Raw genomic sequence first — 18863 nt, forward strand, 5'->3', positions numbered from 1 at the left:
CAAAATGATTTAAATGTGTATTTTAGTGATAGAATAAAATAAAATGACACAGTTTATTGAACACTCCCTTTATTATCGGATTTGGAACTTGTGCAGCTTATTTTAAATTGAATTTGCATTAATCTTTATAAAATCTTTATACTTCTCCCTTACTATTTTATATTCTATTTATAAACCCTGCCGTATCTTTGCTAGGTGAAATTTGGATTTGCACTTTTAGCAAAAAAACAACAAAAAGCACATAAAAATGAAGAAGATTTGGCAGTTTAGTTTACCGTTACTATTAGTTTTTTCTTTTACAGGAAAAGCCCAAACAATAGATTCGTTGAAGATTGATTTTTCGGGATTTATAGAAAGTTACTATGTGTATGATTTTAATCAACCATCAGAAAATCAGAAGATTCCTTTTCTATACAATTACAATCGACATAATGAATTTAACATCAATAATGCGTTGCTGAGAGTAAAAGCAAATTATGAAAATGTCTATGCTTCTTTCGCTCTTCATTCAGGTACATACGTAGAAGATAATTATGCTGCCGAAGATATAAAATTCATTAGCGAGGCAATTGTTGGAATTTATTTAGATGATAAAAGAAAGCACGCTATTGAAATGGGAATTATGCCAAGTTACATCGGTTTTGAAACAGCTACATCATCTTCCAATTTGACATTGACCCGTTCGATGTTGGCTGAAAATTCACCTTATTTTATAACAGGGATAAAATACCAATTTCAACCTTCTGAAAAATGGACTTTTACCACACTTTTGACCAATGGTTGGCAACGAATTTCTAAACTTGAAAAATCAGCACTTCCGGCTTTTGGTTCTCAAATTACGTTTAAACCCATAGAAAATGCAACCTTTAATTGGAGTACTTTTATTGGAGATGAACCAACTGAATTTGGTCTAAAAACTCGTTATTTCAGTAATTTGTATTTTGATTATCAATGGAATGGAAGTTGGCGAACTATTGCCGGTTTTGATGTTGGAGTGCAAAAATCAAGTATTGGTGAAAATTATGAAAATTGGTTCAGCCCGGTTTTTATCGCTCAATATTCTTTTAATTCTAAATGGCAAACTGCCTTTCGAACAGAATATTATCAAGATGAAAACAATGTGATAATTAATGTAAATGATATGGCCTTCAAAACTTTTGGAAATTCGCTCAATGTAGATTTTTTACCAACTAAAAATGTAAAAATCCGAATGGAAGCCCGTTGGTTAAAGTCTGAAGAATCAATTTTTTTGAAAAACAATCAAATAGTTGATAATAATTTCTTCATAACTACAAGTATGTGTTTTGAATTTTAATTTTTTTCTTTCTATTTTTTCTTCGCCATCCCCGTAGAAATAAGATTAGAAATTACCACAGCAGGATATAAAATTCCAACAGCAGACAAAAAGACTGAAGTCATTCGTGCTGCCGCATTGGTTGGGATTAAATCGCCATAACCAACAGTAGTTAAGCTGGTCATGCTGTAATAAATAAAGTTAGGAAAATTGAGTGTTTCTTCGTCGGGTTTCCATCCACCTTCTAGGGAATTTCCGAAGACTAGATGAATAAGTTCTAATAGTGAAACCCCAATCAAACCCAACATTAAATAAACATTTACCGCACCAATGATTCTGTAATAGGTGATTTCTTTATCTCTGAAAAGTAATTTTAAGTTGACAATAATCAGTAAAATTAGGTTCATTAGCATTACGACTTGTTCCCAAAAATAGAATTCGCTATCCGAATCACTAAAACGAATGAATCGTAAGATAACCTGAAGCAAAAAGAAACTTATCGTTAATACTTTAAACCATAAGTGATCTGACGAAAAAATTCCAATTAAAAAAAGAAAAAGGTAAATCGCATTGAGTGAATATTCTCCAATGATTTTTGCATCAATTAAAATCGGAACAATAAAATTTAGACACAACAAAACAATCAGTAAACTGATGAAACTGGTATCAGACAGCCAGAATTTTTTGATTTTTTTGAAGAAATCTATTATCATAATAGTTTAGCAGTCAGCCAAATTCACTCCAACCGCCAATCCACCTTCACTGGTTTCTTTGTATTTGGAGTTCATATCTTTGGCGGTTTCCCACATGGTGTTGATTACTTTATCTAACGGAACTTTTGCATTTAAAGCATCGGTTTCCAAAGCTAATTCAGCCGCATTAATCGCTTTTATCGCACCCATCGTATTGCGTTCGATACACGGAATTTGAACCAAACCTCCAATTGGGTCACACGTCATTCCTAAATGATGTTCCATCGCAATTTCGGCAGCCATCGTCACCTGAGCAGGAGTTCCGCCCATCAATTCACATAATGCTGCTGCGGCCATTGCACTCGATACGCCAATTTCAGCTTGACATCCACCCATTGCGGCAGAAATGGTAGCTCCTTTTTTGAAAATACTGCCAATTTCTCCCGCAACTAATAAAAATTGTTTGATTTCTTTTTCTCCGGCTTCGTGGTTTTCAATTACTAAATAATACATCAAAACAGCAGGAATAACACCAGCACTACCATTGGTTGGAGCAGTGACAACCCGACCTAAAGCGGCATTTACTTCATTCACCGCCAATGCAAAACAGCTTACCCATTTTAGAATTTGACGAAACTTAACTTCTGTTTTTCTGATGGTTTCCAGCCATTCCTGCGGATTGGAATAAGGAAGATTTCCTTTCAAACCTTCGTGCATATCAAATGCTCTTCGTCGAACGTTTAATCCGCCGGGCAAAATTCCTTCGGAATGACAACCGATATAAATGCATTCTAACATTGTATCCCAAATTCGCATTAACTCGTGGTTAATTTCTTCTTCGGAACGCATCGATTTTTCGTTTTCATAGACAATTTCAGAAATCGATTTATTTTCTTTTTTACAATAGTCTAATAATTCATCTGCTTTTTGAATAGGATAGGGGAAAGCACATTTTATTTCTAATTTCTTCTTCGCATTGGTTCGTTCTTCTTTTACCACAAATCCGCCACCAATAGAAAAATAAGTTTCACTAAATTCTTTATCTGATGTGAACAAAGTAAAAGTCAATCCATTGGCATGAAAAGGGAGGAAATTTCTATTGAAAACAATATCTTTTTCAAAATCAAAATCTACCAGAATTTCATTTCCTAAATTGATTTTTTTGGACGTTTTTACGGTTTGAACAATCCCATCAATGTCAGCAATCGGGATGGTTTCCGGATCTTGTCCGCTTAGTCCTAATAGTATTGCTAAATCGGTGGCGTGTCCTTTTCCCGTTAAGGAAAGCGAACCATATAAGTCTGTTTTTATTCTAACAGCTTGATTCAGCATATTTCCTGCTCTACATTCGGCCAAAAAACGTTCGGCCGCTCTCCACGGTCCGAGCGTGTGCGAACTCGATGGTCCAACACCAATTTTAAGCATATCAAAAACAGAAATACATTCTTCCATAACGCAAACGATTTAGTAGAGCAAATATAGTATTTAGTTTGTACTAAAACTAAGGGATGTAAAGTTGAAATTACAAATCGCTTTAGTTCTATGGTTTAGAAAATAACTTATATTTGGGTTCTAAAATTTTAATTATGAATAGAATTCTGTCTCTACTTTTGCTATTGGTTTGTACTTCAGTGTTTTCTCAATTGCAATCGCCCACAGATTATTTGCCAAATTATGGGAAGCAAGTAACTTTTTATCACCAAGTTGAAGATTATTTTACGCATTTAACTAAAAATTCAGATTGGATAAAACATCAAAAGTATGGTCAGACTACTCAAGAGCGTAATTTGAATGCCTATTTTATTTCTACTCCTGAAAATTTAAAGAATTTAGAAACCATTCGAAAAAATCATTTGAATGAAATAGGTTTGTTTCCTTCAAAATCATCCGGCTACAAAGAAGTTAATGTAATTTGGTTAAGTTTTAATGTTCATGGCAATGAAATCGGAGCTATTGAAAGTTCGCTTGCCATTGCATTCGAATTGATTAACCCAAATAATGCAACTACAAAAAAATGGTTAGAAGATACCGTTGTCATATTAGATCCGTGTTTAAATCCCGATGGTTTTTCGCGATATGCCAATTGGCTTCGTGATATTTCAGGAAAAAAAACACATCCCGGATTAACCGATCGTGAACATATGGAACCATGGCCAGGCGGTCGTCAAAATCATTATGTGTATGATTTAAATAGAGATTGGGCTTGGCAAACACAGTTAGAGACGCAATTGCGAATGAATTTGTATCACGAATGGATGCCAATGGTTCATGTTGATGTGCACGAAATGGGATTCAATGAGCCTTACTTTTTTCCACCGGCAGCCGAACCTTTTCATGAACAAATTACACCGTTTCAAAGAGATTTTCATAAAAAAATAGGGGAGTTGACTTCCAAAAAATTTGATAAAGAAGGCTGGATGTATTATTCCGGAGAACGATTTGATTTGTTTTATCCGAGTTATGGCGACACCTATCCAAGTTTTAACGGAGCCATCGGAATGACCTATGAACAAGGAGGTATTGGAGCAGGCAGAGCCGTTTCGCTTAAAAATGGCGATATTTTGACCATTCAAGATAGAATTGATCATCACAAAACAGCCATTTTAGCAGCAGTAGAGTTATCGTATGTATTGAAAGAAACGTTGCGAAAAGAATTTAGAAATTATTTTAAAGACAGTCGTTCAAAACCTAAAGGAAAATACCAAACCTATGTAATTAAAAATAATTCAAAAAATTATGAATTACTAACATTATTAAATAGAAACAGAATTGAAAGCACTTTTGCTGATGAAACCCGAAAAGTATCAGGTTATCATTATCAATCCAACAAAGAGAAAGCATTTACTATTGAGCCCAATGATATAATTGTTTCTGTAAATCAACCTCGTGCTGTTTTAACTCAAGTTTTGTTTGAACCACATCACAAATTGTCCGATAGTTTGTCGTATGATATCACCGCTTGGGCACTTCCTTTGGCATACGGAGTTGAGAGTTATGCAGTAAAAACACCTTTGTCTTTAAAGACTAAAAGTAAGATTGATATAAAATCTAAAGAACCAAAAACTTCTGTTTATGCGTTTTATGTGCCATGGAATGATAGAATATCAGCTAGAGTTTTGAGTCAATTGCATCAAAATAAAATTAAAGTACGCTATGCCAAAAAAGACATTTTATTTGGAAATCAAAAAATTGAAAGAGGCGGACTAATTATTACCAAAGGCGATAATTCTAAAGTTGAAAATTTTGATAGTGTTGTTGCAAAATTAATACAAGAAAAATCAGATTATGCCTTGTTGGAAAGTGGTTTTGGAGAAAAAGGAGGCGACCTTGGAGGCGAAAATTATCCTTTGTTAAATGCACCGAAAGTTTTGGTTTTAGGAGGAACTGGTGTTAGCAATATTGATTTTGGACAAGTTTGGTTTTATATGGACCAAGTGGTGGAATATCCGTTGAGTATTGTTGAGGTAGCAAATTTTAATAGAATAAATTTAGCTGATTATACCACTTTAATTATGCCTGATGGTTGGTATAATTTAACAGATATTCAGAAAAAACGAATTGATGATTTTGTGGATAGAGGCGGAAAAGTAATTGCTATTGATGGAGCGTTGAACTTTTTTGAAGATAGAGAAGGTTATGGTTTGACGGCTTTTGCAACAGAGGATGAAAAAACAGCAGCTCAAAAAGCCAAAGAAGAGGAGCAATTAAAAAATCGTTATTTAGATTTTGAAGGTTATGAAAGAAGGTCTATTTCTAGTTTTATTCCGGGTGCCATTATTGAAAACAGATTGGATAAAACACATCCTTTGGCATTTGGATTAGGAGATAATTATTTTAGTTTGAAAACTTCCGATAGAAATTTCAAATTATTAAAGAATGCTCAAAATGTGATTTATGTTCCTAAAAACTACTTGAGTTTTGGTTTTATTGGAAACAAGCTAAAAAAATCGATTGAAGATTCAGTCACATTTGCCATTGATTATAAAGGTTCCGGAAAAGTGATTTACATGATAGACAATCCCTTATTTAGAGGATTTTGGGAAAATGGAAATTTATTATTTAGTAATGCGTTGTTTTTAGTGGATTAATTTTAATCTAAAATTTATGAGAAAGAAAACACTATGTTCTTTAGGTTGCTTTTTTTTGTTTTTATTCGGATTTTCGCAAACCGTTCAAGAGCGAATAGATCAAGGTGTTGCTCTGCATGAAGAAGGTAACTACAAAGAAGCCATACAAGTTTATGAGAGTATCTTAAAGGATGATTCCAAAAATGCTGATGCAAATTATGAAATAGCATTAACTTATTCATCAATAAAAGAATATGAGAAAGCAATTAAACATTGTGATGTTGTTATCAAATCCAAGTCTGAAATAAGTCATTTAGCATATTTAGTTAAGGGAGCTTGTGAAGATTATCTTGGAAAACCTGAAAAAGCAATAAAAACTTTCAAACAGGGAATAAAGTTCAATTCTGATTATCATCAGCTATATTATAGTTTAGCACTGACATCTTATAACCTTAGAAAATTTGATGATGCGGAATCGGCATTACTAAGCGGAATAAAAGTAAATCCTTTTCATTCCAGTAGTCACATGTTATTGGGTTATTTGAAAAGTGATCAAAAAGAAAGAAGTAAATCGTTACTGTCATTCTTTTACTTTTTGATTTTGGAGCCAACCGGAAATAGAGCCGATCAGGTATTTAAACTGATTGAACAACAACAAAAGCAAAATGTTCGAAGAGAAGACAGTAAAAACATTACTATAAATATCAATTCTAATTTTGATAAAAATGATTTTGGAACTGCAGAAATGATGTTGTCCTTATTAGAAGCAGCCAAAACAACAGAAATCAATGAGAACAAGTCTGAATTTGAAATTTTTTCAGATTCAAATGCTTCTTTTTTTAAAATTTTAGGCGAGCAACGTAAAGATAAAAAAGGATTTTATTGGGATTTTTATGTAGATTTTTTCTACGAGTTAGTTCAAGATAAACCGATGTATGAAGCATTTTCAAATCAAATTTATCAAACTAAAAATGATCCTGACAACAAACAATGGTTGATTGATAATCCAATTCAAATTGAAAAATTATATTTTTGGTTGAAAACATATAAAGTGAAGATTTGATTATTTGATTACTCGATGAGTTGTCAATTTTCACATCCAAAAAAAATGTCATAATGTCATATTTTTTCTGATACGTCAGTTAAAATATGACATTTGTTTTTGATTTCCTTAGTTGGCACAATCCTTGTCATTTAGCAAAACAAGTTGTAAAAAACGAATTAAAAAAAGACATCAAATAAAAAAATTATGAGTAAAATAATTGGAATCGATTTAGGAACTACCAACTCTTGTGTATCCGTTATGGAAGGTGGAGAACCGGTAGTAATTGCAAATGCTGAAGGTAAAAGAACAACCCCATCAGTAATTGCTTTTGTGGAAGGTGGCGAAATTAAAGTAGGAGATCCTGCAAAAAGACAAGCGGTGACTAATCCAACCAAAACCATTGCGTCTATCAAACGTTTTATGGGTAATAAATATTCTGAAAGTGCAAAAGAAGCCGGAAACGTTGCTTACAAAGTAGTTAAAGGTGACAATGATACACCACGTGTTGATATTGACGGCCGTTTGTATACGCCACAAGAATTGTCAGCCATGACACTTCAAAAAATGAAAAAAACGGCTGAGGATTATTTAGGTCAAACAGTAACGGAAGCGGTTATCACTGTTCCTGCTTATTTTAATGATGCTCAACGTCAAGCTACAAAAGAAGCAGGTGAAATTGCAGGTTTAAAAGTTATGCGTATTATCAACGAACCAACTGCTGCTGCGTTAGCTTATGGTTTGGATAAAGCTGGTAAAGATCAAAAAATTGCGGTGTACGATTTAGGTGGAGGTACATTTGATATTTCTGTACTTGAATTAGGTGATGGCGTTTTTGAAGTATTATCAACAAATGGAGATACTCATTTAGGTGGTGACGATTTTGACCAAGTAATCATCGATTGGTTGGCCAATGAATTCAATAGCGAAGAAGGTGTTGATTTACGTAAAGACCCAATGGCATTGCAACGTTTGAAAGAAGCAGCTGAAAAAGCTAAGATTGAATTATCATCTTCTACGCAAACAGAAATCAACTTGCCGTATGTTACGGCTACAGCAAGCGGACCAAAACACTTAGTAAAAACATTAACCAGAGCTAAATTTGAGCAATTGGCTGAAACTTTAGTAAAACGTTCTATGGAACCTGTTGCAAAAGCATTGAAAGATGCAGGTTTGTCAACATCAGATATCGATGAAGTAATCCTTGTAGGTGGTTCAACAAGAATGCCTGTTATTCAAGAACAAGTTGAAAAATTCTTCGGAAAAAAACCATCAAAAGGTGTAAATCCTGATGAGGTGGTTGCAGTTGGTGCAGCTATTCAAGGTGGTGTTTTAACCGGTGATGTAAAAGATGTATTGTTGTTAGACGTTACACCTTTATCTTTAGGAATTGAAACAATGGGAAGTGTAATGACAAAATTAATTGAGTCAAACACAACCATCCCAACTAAAAAATCACAAGTTTTCTCTACTGCTGCTGATAACCAACCTTCTGTTGAAATTCACGTGTTGCAAGGAGAAAGACCAATGGCAAATGACAACAAAACAATTGGTCGTTTCCATTTAGACGGAATTCCGCCGGCTCCAAGAGGTGTTCCTCAAATTGAAGTGACTTTTGACATTGATGCAAATGGTATCATCAAAGTTTCAGCAACGGATAAAGGAACCGGAAAATCACATGATATTCGTATCGAAGCTTCTTCAGGATTAACTCCGGAAGAAATTGAAAGAATGAAAAAAGAAGCGGAAATTAATGCAGAAGCAGATAAAATCGCTAAAGAAAAAGTGGATAAATTGAACGAAGCAGACGGAATGATTTTCCAAACTGAAAGTCAATTAAAAGAATACGGAGAAAAATTGTCAGATACTAATAAGCAATCAATCGAAGCAGCTTTGAACGAGTTGAAAGCAGCTTATGAGACAAAAGAAATTACGATGATTCAACCCGCTTTAGACAAAATCAATGAAGCTTGGAAAAATGCTTCAGAAGAAATGTATAAGGCACAAGATACTCAAGGAGCTCAGCAAGCTGAACCGGCAAATGCAGGTGGTGATCAAACACAAGATGTTGACTTCGAAGAAGTGAAATAATTTCTCTATTATAAAGACAAAAAAGCGAACTAATTTAGTTCGCTTTTTTTGTTTTTAAACATTGTCACAATCACCCAAACATGCGGAAAAGTGATGGCTGCTAAAATTGAAAAAAATAAAGCATCAAAAAAGTAGTCGTTTCTAAAAATAAAGTATAGTGTAAAAATTCCTGCAAGTGAAATAATCCAATATACGAATGCAGACTTTAAATAGGCTTTAAAATTCTCAAATGAAAAAGAACCATAAAGAAAATCAATTTGATCTTTCATCGATGGAATGCTATGCCAAAATATAAAGTACAAAGTAAATCCCCAGATAAGTGATGATGTTTTAAAAATGATAGCAAAAACTAATAAAAACAGCAATTCTTGCAGCATCAACTTTTGAAGTTTTTTTAAACTTATAAATTTCACAACACCTAGTGTTAGAAAGCAACCTAATGAAACATAAAAAAAGCTTGTGATGAATTCAGAAGGAATAGTTATGTTAGAAATAGCAGAGATAATTCTTTGGACTTCATTGACATGAAAAATGAACAACATACTTAATAGGAGTAGTCCATAGAATAGATGAAATAATAAGTTGATAGGTTTACTCCCATCAGACAATTCAATTTGCCAATGTTGCTCCCCAAAGTGATACCCACTAACTAGTATGAATAATAGCAAAGCTACTATTGGTATAAAATAAAATAATAGGGCACCAAGTAAAACTACAATTATATAGTAAGACAAAATTTTATAGAAAGTAATGCTGTTATTTTTTGATTTTGATCTGTTGATAAGCAATAGGTCATTCGCTCCATGAAGTATTCCGAATGAAAAAATTAAAATAAATCCTATAATTAATTGAAAATTCTCATCAAGAAATGAATTTATCCATAACCCCAAAAAGCTAGCAACTATTGAGAAATTGGTAAGTTTTGCCATGTTGAATTTATTTTTGTTTAAAATTAATCAAAAAAAATTAAACAAAATACATTTTATTTGTTTAAAGTTTTATAAATTTGTTTAAACAAAATTCTTAAAACTTTTTTTATGAAAAACTTTATGTTAGTTGCGGACTTAGTTCCGAAGTTAGATCCTACTGATTATGTAGGTTTTACTTTTTTTGTTGGCTGTATGGCTATGATGGCTGCATCAGCTTTTTTCTTTTTGTCATTAAGTCAATTTGACAAAAAGTGGCGTACTTCAGTTTTAGTTTCCGGCTTGATTACATTCATTGCCGCAGTTCATTATTTTTATATGAGAGATTATTGGGCAGCACACATGGAATCTCCTACATTTTTTAGATATGTAGATTGGGTGTTAACTGTGCCATTAATGTGTCTTGAGTTTTATTTAATCCTAAAAATTGCCGGTGCAAAACAATCGTTATTGTGGCGAATGATAGGTTTTTCAATCATCATGTTAGTTACAGGTTACTTTGGAGAAGCAGTTGATAGAGACAATGCTTGGCTTTGGGGTCTTCTTTCAGGAGTTGCTTATTTTGTAATTGTTTATGACATTTGGTTAGGAACAGCTGCAAAATTAGCTAAAGAAGCCGGAGGAGATGTATTAGCTGCTCACAAAATTTTATGTTGGTTTGTATTGGTTGGATGGTCCATTTATCCTTTGGGATATATGTTAGGAACAGACGGCTGGTATAGCGGTTTACACGGTTTAAATTTAAACATTGATGTAGTTTATAACATTGCCGATGCAATTAACAAAATTGGTTTTGGTTTAGTAATCTATTCTTTGGCTGTTAAATCAAGTAAATAAAATCCTTAAAAAAATGTTTTTAAAACCGAGTTTTTAGAAAGACTCGGTTTTTTTATTTAAAAATATATATTATTATTCATAATTGATTGAAAAATTAATAACTTTATTCATAAATTATTATTAAGTTAAAAATGAATAAGGTAAAACTTTTAACTAGTATTCTTTTATTTGTTTCATTAGTTGAAATAACGGCAGAGTATTTTAAAATTTTGCCACTAATTTATGTTTTTAAACCATCTTTGTCAATCATTATAGTGTTGCTTTATTGGTATAGTTCAAACAAGAAAGATTATTTGTTCTTTCTTACCATTGGAACTTCTCTTGTAACAAACGTCTTATTTATTCCAAATCACTTAAACTTGATTTTTATAGCTTTAGTGGTTTTTGTGATTCATAGAATAATCACAATTTATTATATTTTGAAGATAAAAAAAATCAAAGATTATGTGCCTATTATTTTGGCATCCATACCTTTCATGTTATTGTTTTTTTATGTTTTTTTTGATACCGATTTAGTTTCCAAAAAGATTTACTACATTCTTATAATTCACAATATTTTGATTTCTCTTTTGGGAGGTATAGCACTGTCTGATTATATCATGAACCATTCCACATTTAGTTATTGGTTGCTTATATGTGTGATTTCGTTTGTTACGTTACATTTTATTATATTTCTAGAAAAATTTTATATTGATCTTTTGATATTTAGACCAATAGCCATGTCATTGAATATCTTTGCTTATTTTGCTTTCTATAAATTTATTATAGACATGGAAAAAACAGAAGTTTTAGAGTTAAAAAAATAATATCTTGCAACAAAAAATCAAACAACGATTGATCTTCCTTGAGAAATTATCTTTTTATCATTGTCTAAATAGAAATCAATTCGGCCCAAATTAATTCCGTAACAACCCACTTGATTTACTAAAACTTTGTTTCCTTCTACATTTTCAAAAACAGAAGGTTTGTCTAAAAATGTATGGGTATGGCCACCAATAATTAAGTCAATATCTTTTGTTTTTTGAGCCAATATTACGTCACAAATTTTATCAGGTTCATTTTTATATTGATAGCCAATGTGAGAAAGGCAGATTATGATATCACATTTTTCCTGATTTTTCAAAATAGAAACCATGTCCTGAGAAATTTCCAACGGATTATTATAGACCGTTTCTTTGTAATGTTTTTTATCCACTAAACCGGCAAGTTCAACTCCTAATCCAAAAACACCTACTCTAATTCCGTTTTTAATAAACACATGATAGGGTTTTACAAAACCATCCAACACCGTATTCTTAAAATCGTAATTGGCTGATAGAAATTTAAAATTAGCATGCGGAATTTGAGCCGTTAATCCGTCAATACCGTTATCAAATTCATGATTACCAATTGTTGTGGCCTCATAACCCATCATGCTCATTAGTTTGAATTCCAATTCGCCACCAAAGTAGTTAAAATAAGGTGTGCCTTGAAAACTATCTCCGGCATCCAAAAGTAAAACATTCGGATTTTCTTTTTTTATTTTTTCAATTAATGCGGCTCTTCTGGAAACACCTCCCATGTTTGGATTTCTGGGATGATCTGCCGGAAATGGATCAATATAACTATGTACATCATTCGTATGAAGAATTGTTAAATGTTTTGATTTTAAGGTTTCAAAGCTACTTAAACTCAATCCTCCTAATCCAACTAATGCAGAACTTGCAACGGTGTTTCTTATGAATTCTCTTCTTTTCATAATCAATTTAATTGATGATAATTCTTTTTTCTGTGCTTACTTTTAAAGTGTCAACTTCTTTAAAGTGATCAATGAGTACATTTCTGATTTTGTAATCTAAGTCAAAAACACCTTCGTTTTTTTGAAAAAAAGTCATGTTGTCACCGCCATTTGATAAGTAGTCTGAAGTGGCCACATAATAGGTCTGTGATTTATTCACCGTTTTATCATTCACAAGAATAGAAATAATTTCATTAGAAGCGTTGATGTTTATTTTTAAACCGGAAACCGGATGAGGTTTTTTTTCTGAAATTAAATAAGTTGCCATTTCTTCAATTTGTGCTCCTTTTAATGCGATGACATTAATGCTGTTTTCAAAAGGCATAACCTCAAAAGCGGTTCTTGAAGTAATTGATCCTTTTGGAATTATGGAACGAATTCCGCCATGATTTAACAGACAGATGTCTATTTTTTTTTGATGTCTTTTCTCAAAAAGAATCGAAGCTTTCTCAAAACAAACATCAGCCATAAAGTTACCAATGTTAGTTTGCCATTGTCCTTTGCTTTTGTCTAAAGTTTCAGGAGCAAAGGCCAAAACACTATCTAAATCTTTGTTTATATGATCTCTGTAAGGTTTTATAAATGTTTCGAATTCAGCAATAATTGGTAATTCTTGGTTGATTTCAATTTTGCGGCCTTCAATTTTTGAAACATTGTATTGATTGGTGCTACAGGAAATAAAAATCAAAAATGTTATAAATAACACAAAATGTTTCATTTCTATACTGTAGTTTTTTAATTTTATCATCGAAAAAACAACTTTAATTAAATAATTTTGTAACCAAGTAAAGGTAATATGTTTTTAAAAATTTTCAAGAATTTCTCTGCAAAAAGAATCATTAAGAAAAAGTTAGTTAATAGTTATTCAGATGTTTCTGATTGTAAGATTAAAACTGTTGGAATTTTGATTGATGAAACAGATTTTAGCGAAAAAGAAAATCTGGTAAAAGCATTGCTTAAAAGCGGTTTTCAATCAGAAAATATAACCCTACTTGCTTATAAAAATAAATATAAGAAGAAGGAAGAGCTTGATTATTTGCATTTCAGCAAAAAAGATGTGAGTTGGATTGGAACAATTGACAAAAAAGAAGTTCGTGAGTTTAAAGCAAAAGAATTTGATTTGTTGATTGGTTATTTTCAAGAAAAAAAGGCACCATTATTATTGGTGACCCACAATTCAAAAGCAAAATTTAAAGCCGGATTTTCAAATATAGACAAAAGACTTTTTCATTTAATGATAGACATACCTCAAGAGGATTATGCTGTTTTTGTTGATGAATTAGTAAAATACTTAAGAATACTTAATAAATTATAAATATGCAATCATTAATAGGAACGGGTGTTGCACTTGTGACTCCGTTTAAAAAAGATTTTTCAGTAGATGTTGAAGCACTTAAGCGAATCGTTGCTTATCAAATTGAAGGAGGAATTGATTATCTGGTAGTTTTAGGAACAACAGGAGAACCGGCTACTTTAACTCAAGAAGAAAAAGAATTGGTTATCAATACAGTTGTTGAAGCAAACAATGGAAAGCTTCCCCTTGTTTTAGGTGTAGGAGGTAACAATACACATCAAGTTGTTGAGGAATTAAAAACCAGAGATTTGTCTGCTTTTACGGCAGTTTTATCGGTTTCACCTTATTATAATAAACCAACACAAGAAGGAATTTATCAGCATTTTAAAGCAATTGCTGAAGCTTCGCCATTACCCATAATCTTATATAATGTTCCGGGGAGAACGGCAAGTAATATGTTGCCTTCAACAGTAATAAGACTAGCCAATGATTTTAAAAATATTGTTGCAATCAAAGAAGCAGCCGGAGATATTGTTCAGGTCATGAAATTAATTCAAACCAAGCCAAAAGATTTTTTGGTAATTTCAGGAGATGATATGGTAACATTGCCAATGGTTTTAGCTGGAGGAGCGGGTGTGATTTCTGTGATTGGTGAAGGATTTCCAAAACAATTCTCAGCAATGGTTCGATTAGGATTAGAACGAAAAGTTGATGAAGCATATCAATTGCATTATCTTTTGGCAGATGTTATTGATATGATTTTTGAACAAGGAAATCCGGCCGGAATAAAAGAAGTATTCAAGGCGTTAGGTTTATCAGAAAATTATGTTCGATTACCTCTTGTGACTGTTAACGAAGATTTAGCAAACAGAATTAGAAATTTTGTAGAGAAAATTGTAATTTAGCTGAATAATTAAGAAATTAAAATATGTTATCAGCAAAAGTTTTAGACGCGTTAAATAAGCAAATTCAAATGGAAGGCGATTCGTCGCAAGTATATTTAGCCATGGCTTCATGGGCAGAAGTTCAAGGTTATGAAGGAATTTCAACCTTTATGTATAACCAATCAGATGAAGAACGAATGCATATGCTTAAATTAATAAAATATGTTAATCAAAGAGGCGGACAAGCAAAAGTTTCTGCAACGGTGGAGCCTGCTTTAGATTTGACACATTATAAAACCTTATTCAAACAATTGTTGGAACATGAAATTAAAGTTTCTGAAAGCATCAACAATTTAGTTGGAATCACTTTAGATGAAAGAGATTTTGCAACACATAATTTTTTACAATGGTATGTTGCAGAACAAATTGAAGAAGAAGCAAATGCACGATATATTCTTGATAAGGTGAATCTTATTGGAGATGATAAAGGTGGTTTGTATCTTTTTGACAACGAAATGAAAAACTTTGTTAGTCCAATTCCACAGGATAAATAAAAATCATGTTAATCATTACTTAAAAGATGCGGACTTATTCGCATCTTTTTTGTTTTTTTGACTCAAAATCGAACAAAAACTAAAAATGTTTTGTAGTCTGCTAATTATGACTAAATTTGCAGTTCGGTTTTTAGAGAAATAATACCTTAAAAATCAGACAATCAAAATAGTATAATGAATAAATTAGTTGCGTTATTTTTACTTGTTTTCCTTGCTTCTTGTAGCGAATATCAAAAAGCATTAAAAAACGAAGATGTTGCGGTTAAATATCCAATGGCAGAAAAAAAATATGAAGCCGGAAAATATAACAAAGCAATTCGTTTATTTGAACAAATCGCACCAAGTTACAGAGGAAAACCTCAAGCTGAAAAAATGTTTTATATGTATTCACAGAGTTTATATAAAACCAAACAATATTATTTAGCGGGATATCAGTTTGAAAGTTTTGCTTCGGCTTACCCCAAAAGTGAAAAAATTGAAGAAGCAGCATATTTAGGAGCTTTTTGTTATGCTCAATTGTCTCCGATTTATAGTTTAGATCAAACCGATACCTATAAAGCAATTGATAAACTTCAAGCTTTTATTGATAATTATCCAAATTCTGAGTACTTTCCACAAGCTAACACTTTGGCAAAAGATTTGCGTGAAAAATTAGAAAAGAAAGCGTTTGAAATTGCAAAACAGTACAATACAATCAGAGATTATAAAGCCGCTATAATTGTTTTGGAGAATTTCATTTCAGATTATCCGGGAACACCATATAAAGAGGATGCGTTGTATTACAAATTTGATTCAGCTTATCATTTAGCCATTAATAGTGTGGAATATAAGATGAAAGAACGTATTGAAATTGCTAAAGAGGCTTATGATAAACTAATTAAGTTCAATAGCGAAACAAAATATAAAAAAGAAGCCGACGAAATGTTGAGCAGACTAAATAACGATTTAACACAATTTTCAAAATAAAGAAGCGAACATGGATTTAAAGAAAACCAATGCAACGGTAAATACAATCACTTATGATAAAAGTGCAATTGAAGCTCCAACTGGAAATGTTTATGAAGCAATAACAATCATGGCAAAAAGAGCCAACCAAATTAACTCTGAAATTAAAAAAGAATTAATTGAAAAATTGGAAGAATTTGCAACATATAATGATAGTTTAGAAGAAATTTTTGAAAATAAAGAACAAATCGAAGTTTCAAAATTCTATGAGAAATTACCAAAACCACACGCTTTAGCAGTTCAAGAGTGGATGGACGGTAAAATTTATTTTAGAGATACTACACAAGACTAAACGTATGTCAGTTTTAAAAGGGAAAAAAATACTACTAGGAGTTTCTGGTGGAATTGCCGCTTATAAAACTGCATTCTTAGTTCGATTATTAATAAAATCAGAGGCAGAAGTCAAAGTAATTATGACTCCTGCCTCTAAAGATTTTGTAACACCCCTAACGTTATCAACGTTATCAAAAAATCCTGTTCATTCTGAATTTCTAAATGAAGAAGAAGACGGAAATCCTTCCTGGAATAATCATGTGGATTTAGCTTTGTGGGCAGATTTAATGCTTGTGGCTCCCGCTACAGCAAATACGCTATCTAAAATGGCAAATGGCAATTGCGATAATTTGTTAATTGCTACCTATTTGTCTGCAAAATGTCCGGTTTATTTTGCTCCGGCAATGGATTTGGATATGTATAAACATCCTTCAACAATTTCCAGTTTTTCAAAACTAAAATTATTCGGGAATACTATAATTCCGGCTGAATCAGGAGAATTGGCAAGCGGACTTTCAGGCGAAGGAAGAATGGCAGAACCTGAGAATATTGTTGCATTTCTTGAAAACGATTTATCACAGAAATTGCCACTCAAAGGAAAAAAAATACTAATTACTGCCGGTCCAACATACGAAGCAATAGATCCTGTGCGTTTTATAGGAAATCATGCAACCGGAAAAATGGGATTTGATATTGCAGCAGAAGCAATTCAACAAGGAGCAGAGGTGGTTTTGGTTTCCGGACCAACATCATTAAAGCCTTCCAATTCAGGGATTCAGTTGATTAGAGTTACAAATGCAGCTGAAATGTTTGAAGTTTCAAACAAACATTTTGACGAATCAGATGTGTTTATTGCCGCAGCCGCAGTTGCGGATTATAAACCAAAAAATGTAGCTCAACAGAAAATTAAAAAGTCGGATGATGCATTTTTTATTGAATTAGAAAAAACAACAGACATACTGGCAACATTAAGTTTGAGAAAAAAGAAGCAATTGGTTGTGGGTTTTGCATTGGAAACAGAAAATGAAATTGAAAATGCAAAATTGAAAATTCAGAAAAAAAACTTAGATTTGATAGTTTTAAATTCGTTAAATGATAAAGGAGCCGGATTTGGTCAGCCAACCAATAAAGTAACTTTTATTGATAAAGATTTTAAAATAGAAGCCATGCCATTAAAATCTAAAGAAGAAGTGGCAAAAGATATTTTAAATAAGGTAATACACTATTTATATGCGTAATGTTATACTAGTTTTTTTATGTTTTTGTTTTACAACAATTTCTGCACAGGAATTGAATTGTGAAGTTAAAATAAATTCAGATCGTGTAACCGCGACAAATCAGCAAATTTTTAAAACATTGGAAACATCGTTAAATGAATTTGTAAATAAAACAAAATGGACCAATCAAACTTTCAAACAAAATGAGCGTATTGAATGTTCCATGTTTATCAATGTGGCTGAATTCAATGCTAATGCATTTTCTGCAACCATTCAAGTACAGGCTTCCAGACCGGTTTATAATAGTTTGTATTCCACACCAATTTTCAATTTTAATGACAAGGATTTTAGTTTTAGATATGTTGAATTTGAAAATTTATTTTTTAATCCCAATTCATTTGATTCAAATTTAGTGTCTGTTTTAGCGTATTATGTTTACATCATTTTAGGTGTTGATGCGGATACTTATACCTTAAATGGAGGAACAAGTTATTTTGAACAAGCTCAGGCAATCGCTGCAATTGCTCAAACCGGCGGTTATAAAGGATGGGGCCAATCTGATGGATTTCAAAACCGTCATTTTTTGGTAAATGATTTATTGTCAAATACCTTTGATCCAATTAGAGAAACCATGTTTCAGTATCATTCAAAAGGATTGGACTTGATGGCAGATAATTTGAAATTAGGCAAAGAGAATATAAAAGCATCGCTTATGAACTTGAGCAATGTGCACAATGTGCGACCAAATGCTTTTTTAACACGTGTGTTTTTTGATACCAAATCAGACGAAGTGGTTTCTGTTTTTTCTGGTGGACCTGTTGTGAATATTGCAGATTTAGTAGATAACTTAAATCGTGTATCGCCGTTAAATTCTTCAAAGTGGACATCTGTTAAGTTTTAAACTTGTTCA

Annotated in this window: 18 protein-coding genes; 13 read left to right on the forward strand and 5 right to left on the reverse strand. The window is 32.3% G+C overall.

Features of this window, described 5'->3' with window-relative positions:
* Positions 1-247 precede the first annotated feature (247 nt).
* Positions 248-1315, forward strand: a complete 1068-nt coding sequence (locus tag B3L86_RS04975) for an outer membrane beta-barrel protein (RefSeq protein ID WP_291115746.1) — start codon at positions 248-250, stop codon at positions 1313-1315.
* An 11-nt stretch (positions 1316-1326) separates the two neighbouring features.
* Here B3L86_RS04975 and B3L86_RS04980 read toward each other — a convergent pair whose 3' ends face one another.
* Positions 1327-2007 (reverse strand): potassium channel family protein, encoded by a 681-nt coding sequence (locus B3L86_RS04980; RefSeq protein ID WP_291115749.1) that lies wholly within the window; start codon positions 2005-2007, stop codon positions 1327-1329.
* Between the two features lie 6 nt (positions 2008-2013).
* Positions 2014-3438 carry an L-serine ammonia-lyase gene (locus tag B3L86_RS04985; RefSeq protein ID WP_291115751.1) on the reverse strand — a complete coding sequence of 475 codons (1425 nt, stop codon included), beginning with the start codon at positions 3436-3438 and terminating at the stop codon, positions 2014-2016.
* A 134-nt stretch (positions 3439-3572) separates the two neighbouring features.
* Between B3L86_RS04985 and B3L86_RS04990 the strand changes: the two genes are divergently transcribed.
* The 3 genes from B3L86_RS04990 (at position 3573) to dnaK (ending at position 9186) form a co-directional block, all read left to right on the forward strand.
* The gene (locus B3L86_RS04990; protein WP_291115754.1) at positions 3573-6074 is read left to right on the forward strand and encodes a M14 family zinc carboxypeptidase; all 2502 of its coding nucleotides are present in this window, start codon (positions 3573-3575) and stop codon (positions 6072-6074) included.
* 16 nt (positions 6075-6090) lie between these two features.
* Entirely contained in the window at positions 6091-7116 is a 1026-nt protein-coding gene (locus B3L86_RS04995; protein ID WP_291115757.1) for a tetratricopeptide repeat protein, read from the forward strand.
* Positions 7117-7302: 186 nt separating this feature from the next.
* Positions 7303-9186 carry a molecular chaperone DnaK gene (dnaK, locus tag B3L86_RS05000; RefSeq protein WP_291115760.1) on the forward strand — a complete coding sequence of 628 codons (1884 nt, stop codon included), beginning with the start codon at positions 7303-7305 and terminating at the stop codon, positions 9184-9186.
* Between the two features lie 29 nt (positions 9187-9215).
* On the opposite strand, the gene B3L86_RS05005 is transcribed toward dnaK, so the two are convergent.
* On the reverse strand, positions 9216-10115 hold the full coding sequence (locus B3L86_RS05005) for a Brp/Blh family beta-carotene 15,15'-dioxygenase (protein ID WP_291115763.1): 900 nt from the start codon (positions 10113-10115) through the stop codon (positions 9216-9218).
* Between the two features lie 108 nt (positions 10116-10223).
* Here B3L86_RS05005 and B3L86_RS05010 point away from each other — a divergent pair, with 108 nt between their 5' ends.
* Together B3L86_RS05010 and B3L86_RS05015 are read left to right on the forward strand one after the other, a co-directional pair.
* The gene (locus tag B3L86_RS05010; protein WP_291115766.1) at positions 10224-10949 is read left to right on the forward strand and encodes a bacteriorhodopsin-like; all 726 of its coding nucleotides are present in this window, start codon (positions 10224-10226) and stop codon (positions 10947-10949) included.
* A gap of 131 nt (positions 10950-11080) precedes the next feature.
* Positions 11081-11755: a hypothetical protein gene (locus B3L86_RS05015; RefSeq protein ID WP_291115768.1), complete on the forward strand. Its 675-nt coding sequence runs from the start codon at positions 11081-11083 to the stop codon at positions 11753-11755.
* Positions 11756-11772: 17 nt separating this feature from the next.
* On the opposite strand, the gene B3L86_RS05020 is transcribed toward B3L86_RS05015, so the two are convergent.
* Positions 11773-12687 carry a bifunctional metallophosphatase/5'-nucleotidase gene (locus tag B3L86_RS05020; RefSeq protein WP_291115771.1) on the reverse strand — a complete coding sequence of 305 codons (915 nt, stop codon included), beginning with the start codon at positions 12685-12687 and terminating at the stop codon, positions 11773-11775.
* A gap of 7 nt (positions 12688-12694) precedes the next feature.
* Positions 12695-13474, reverse strand: a complete 780-nt coding sequence (locus tag B3L86_RS05025) for a 5'-nucleotidase (protein WP_291115773.1) — start codon at positions 13472-13474, stop codon at positions 12695-12697.
* A 48-nt stretch (positions 13475-13522) separates the two neighbouring features.
* On the opposite strand from B3L86_RS05025, the gene B3L86_RS05030 reads away from it, so the two are divergent.
* From B3L86_RS05030 to B3L86_RS05060, 7 genes are all read left to right on the forward strand, one after another.
* Complete coding sequence (locus B3L86_RS05030; RefSeq protein ID WP_291115776.1) at positions 13523-14041, forward strand: DUF6913 domain-containing protein; 519 nt, start codon at positions 13523-13525, stop codon at positions 14039-14041.
* Positions 14042-14043: 2 nt separating this feature from the next.
* On the forward strand, positions 14044-14925 hold the full coding sequence (dapA, locus tag B3L86_RS05035) for a 4-hydroxy-tetrahydrodipicolinate synthase (protein WP_291115779.1): 882 nt from the start codon (positions 14044-14046) through the stop codon (positions 14923-14925).
* A gap of 23 nt (positions 14926-14948) precedes the next feature.
* Positions 14949-15458 carry a ferritin gene (locus B3L86_RS05040; protein ID WP_291115782.1) on the forward strand — a complete coding sequence of 170 codons (510 nt, stop codon included), beginning with the start codon at positions 14949-14951 and terminating at the stop codon, positions 15456-15458.
* Positions 15459-15632: 174 nt separating this feature from the next.
* On the forward strand, positions 15633-16424 hold the full coding sequence (locus B3L86_RS05045) for an outer membrane protein assembly factor BamD (RefSeq protein WP_291115785.1): 792 nt from the start codon (positions 15633-15635) through the stop codon (positions 16422-16424).
* Between the two features lie 10 nt (positions 16425-16434).
* The gene (locus B3L86_RS05050) at positions 16435-16755 is read left to right on the forward strand and encodes a DNA-directed RNA polymerase subunit omega (RefSeq protein ID WP_188360871.1); all 321 of its coding nucleotides are present in this window, start codon (positions 16435-16437) and stop codon (positions 16753-16755) included.
* Positions 16756-16759: 4 nt separating this feature from the next.
* Positions 16760-17974: a bifunctional phosphopantothenoylcysteine decarboxylase/phosphopantothenate--cysteine ligase CoaBC gene (gene coaBC, locus B3L86_RS05055; protein ID WP_291115790.1), complete on the forward strand. Its 1215-nt coding sequence runs from the start codon at positions 16760-16762 to the stop codon at positions 17972-17974.
* Positions 17967-18854 carry a DUF4835 family protein gene (locus tag B3L86_RS05060; RefSeq protein WP_291115793.1) on the forward strand — a complete coding sequence of 296 codons (888 nt, stop codon included), beginning with the start codon at positions 17967-17969 and terminating at the stop codon, positions 18852-18854. The genes coaBC and B3L86_RS05060 overlap by 8 nt, the downstream gene beginning before the upstream one ends.
* The last annotated feature ends 9 nt before the right edge of the window (positions 18855-18863 follow it).

Source organism: Flavobacterium sp. UBA6135, assembly GCF_002428305.1.
Classification (GTDB): Bacteria; Bacteroidota; Bacteroidia; order Flavobacteriales; family Flavobacteriaceae; genus Flavobacterium.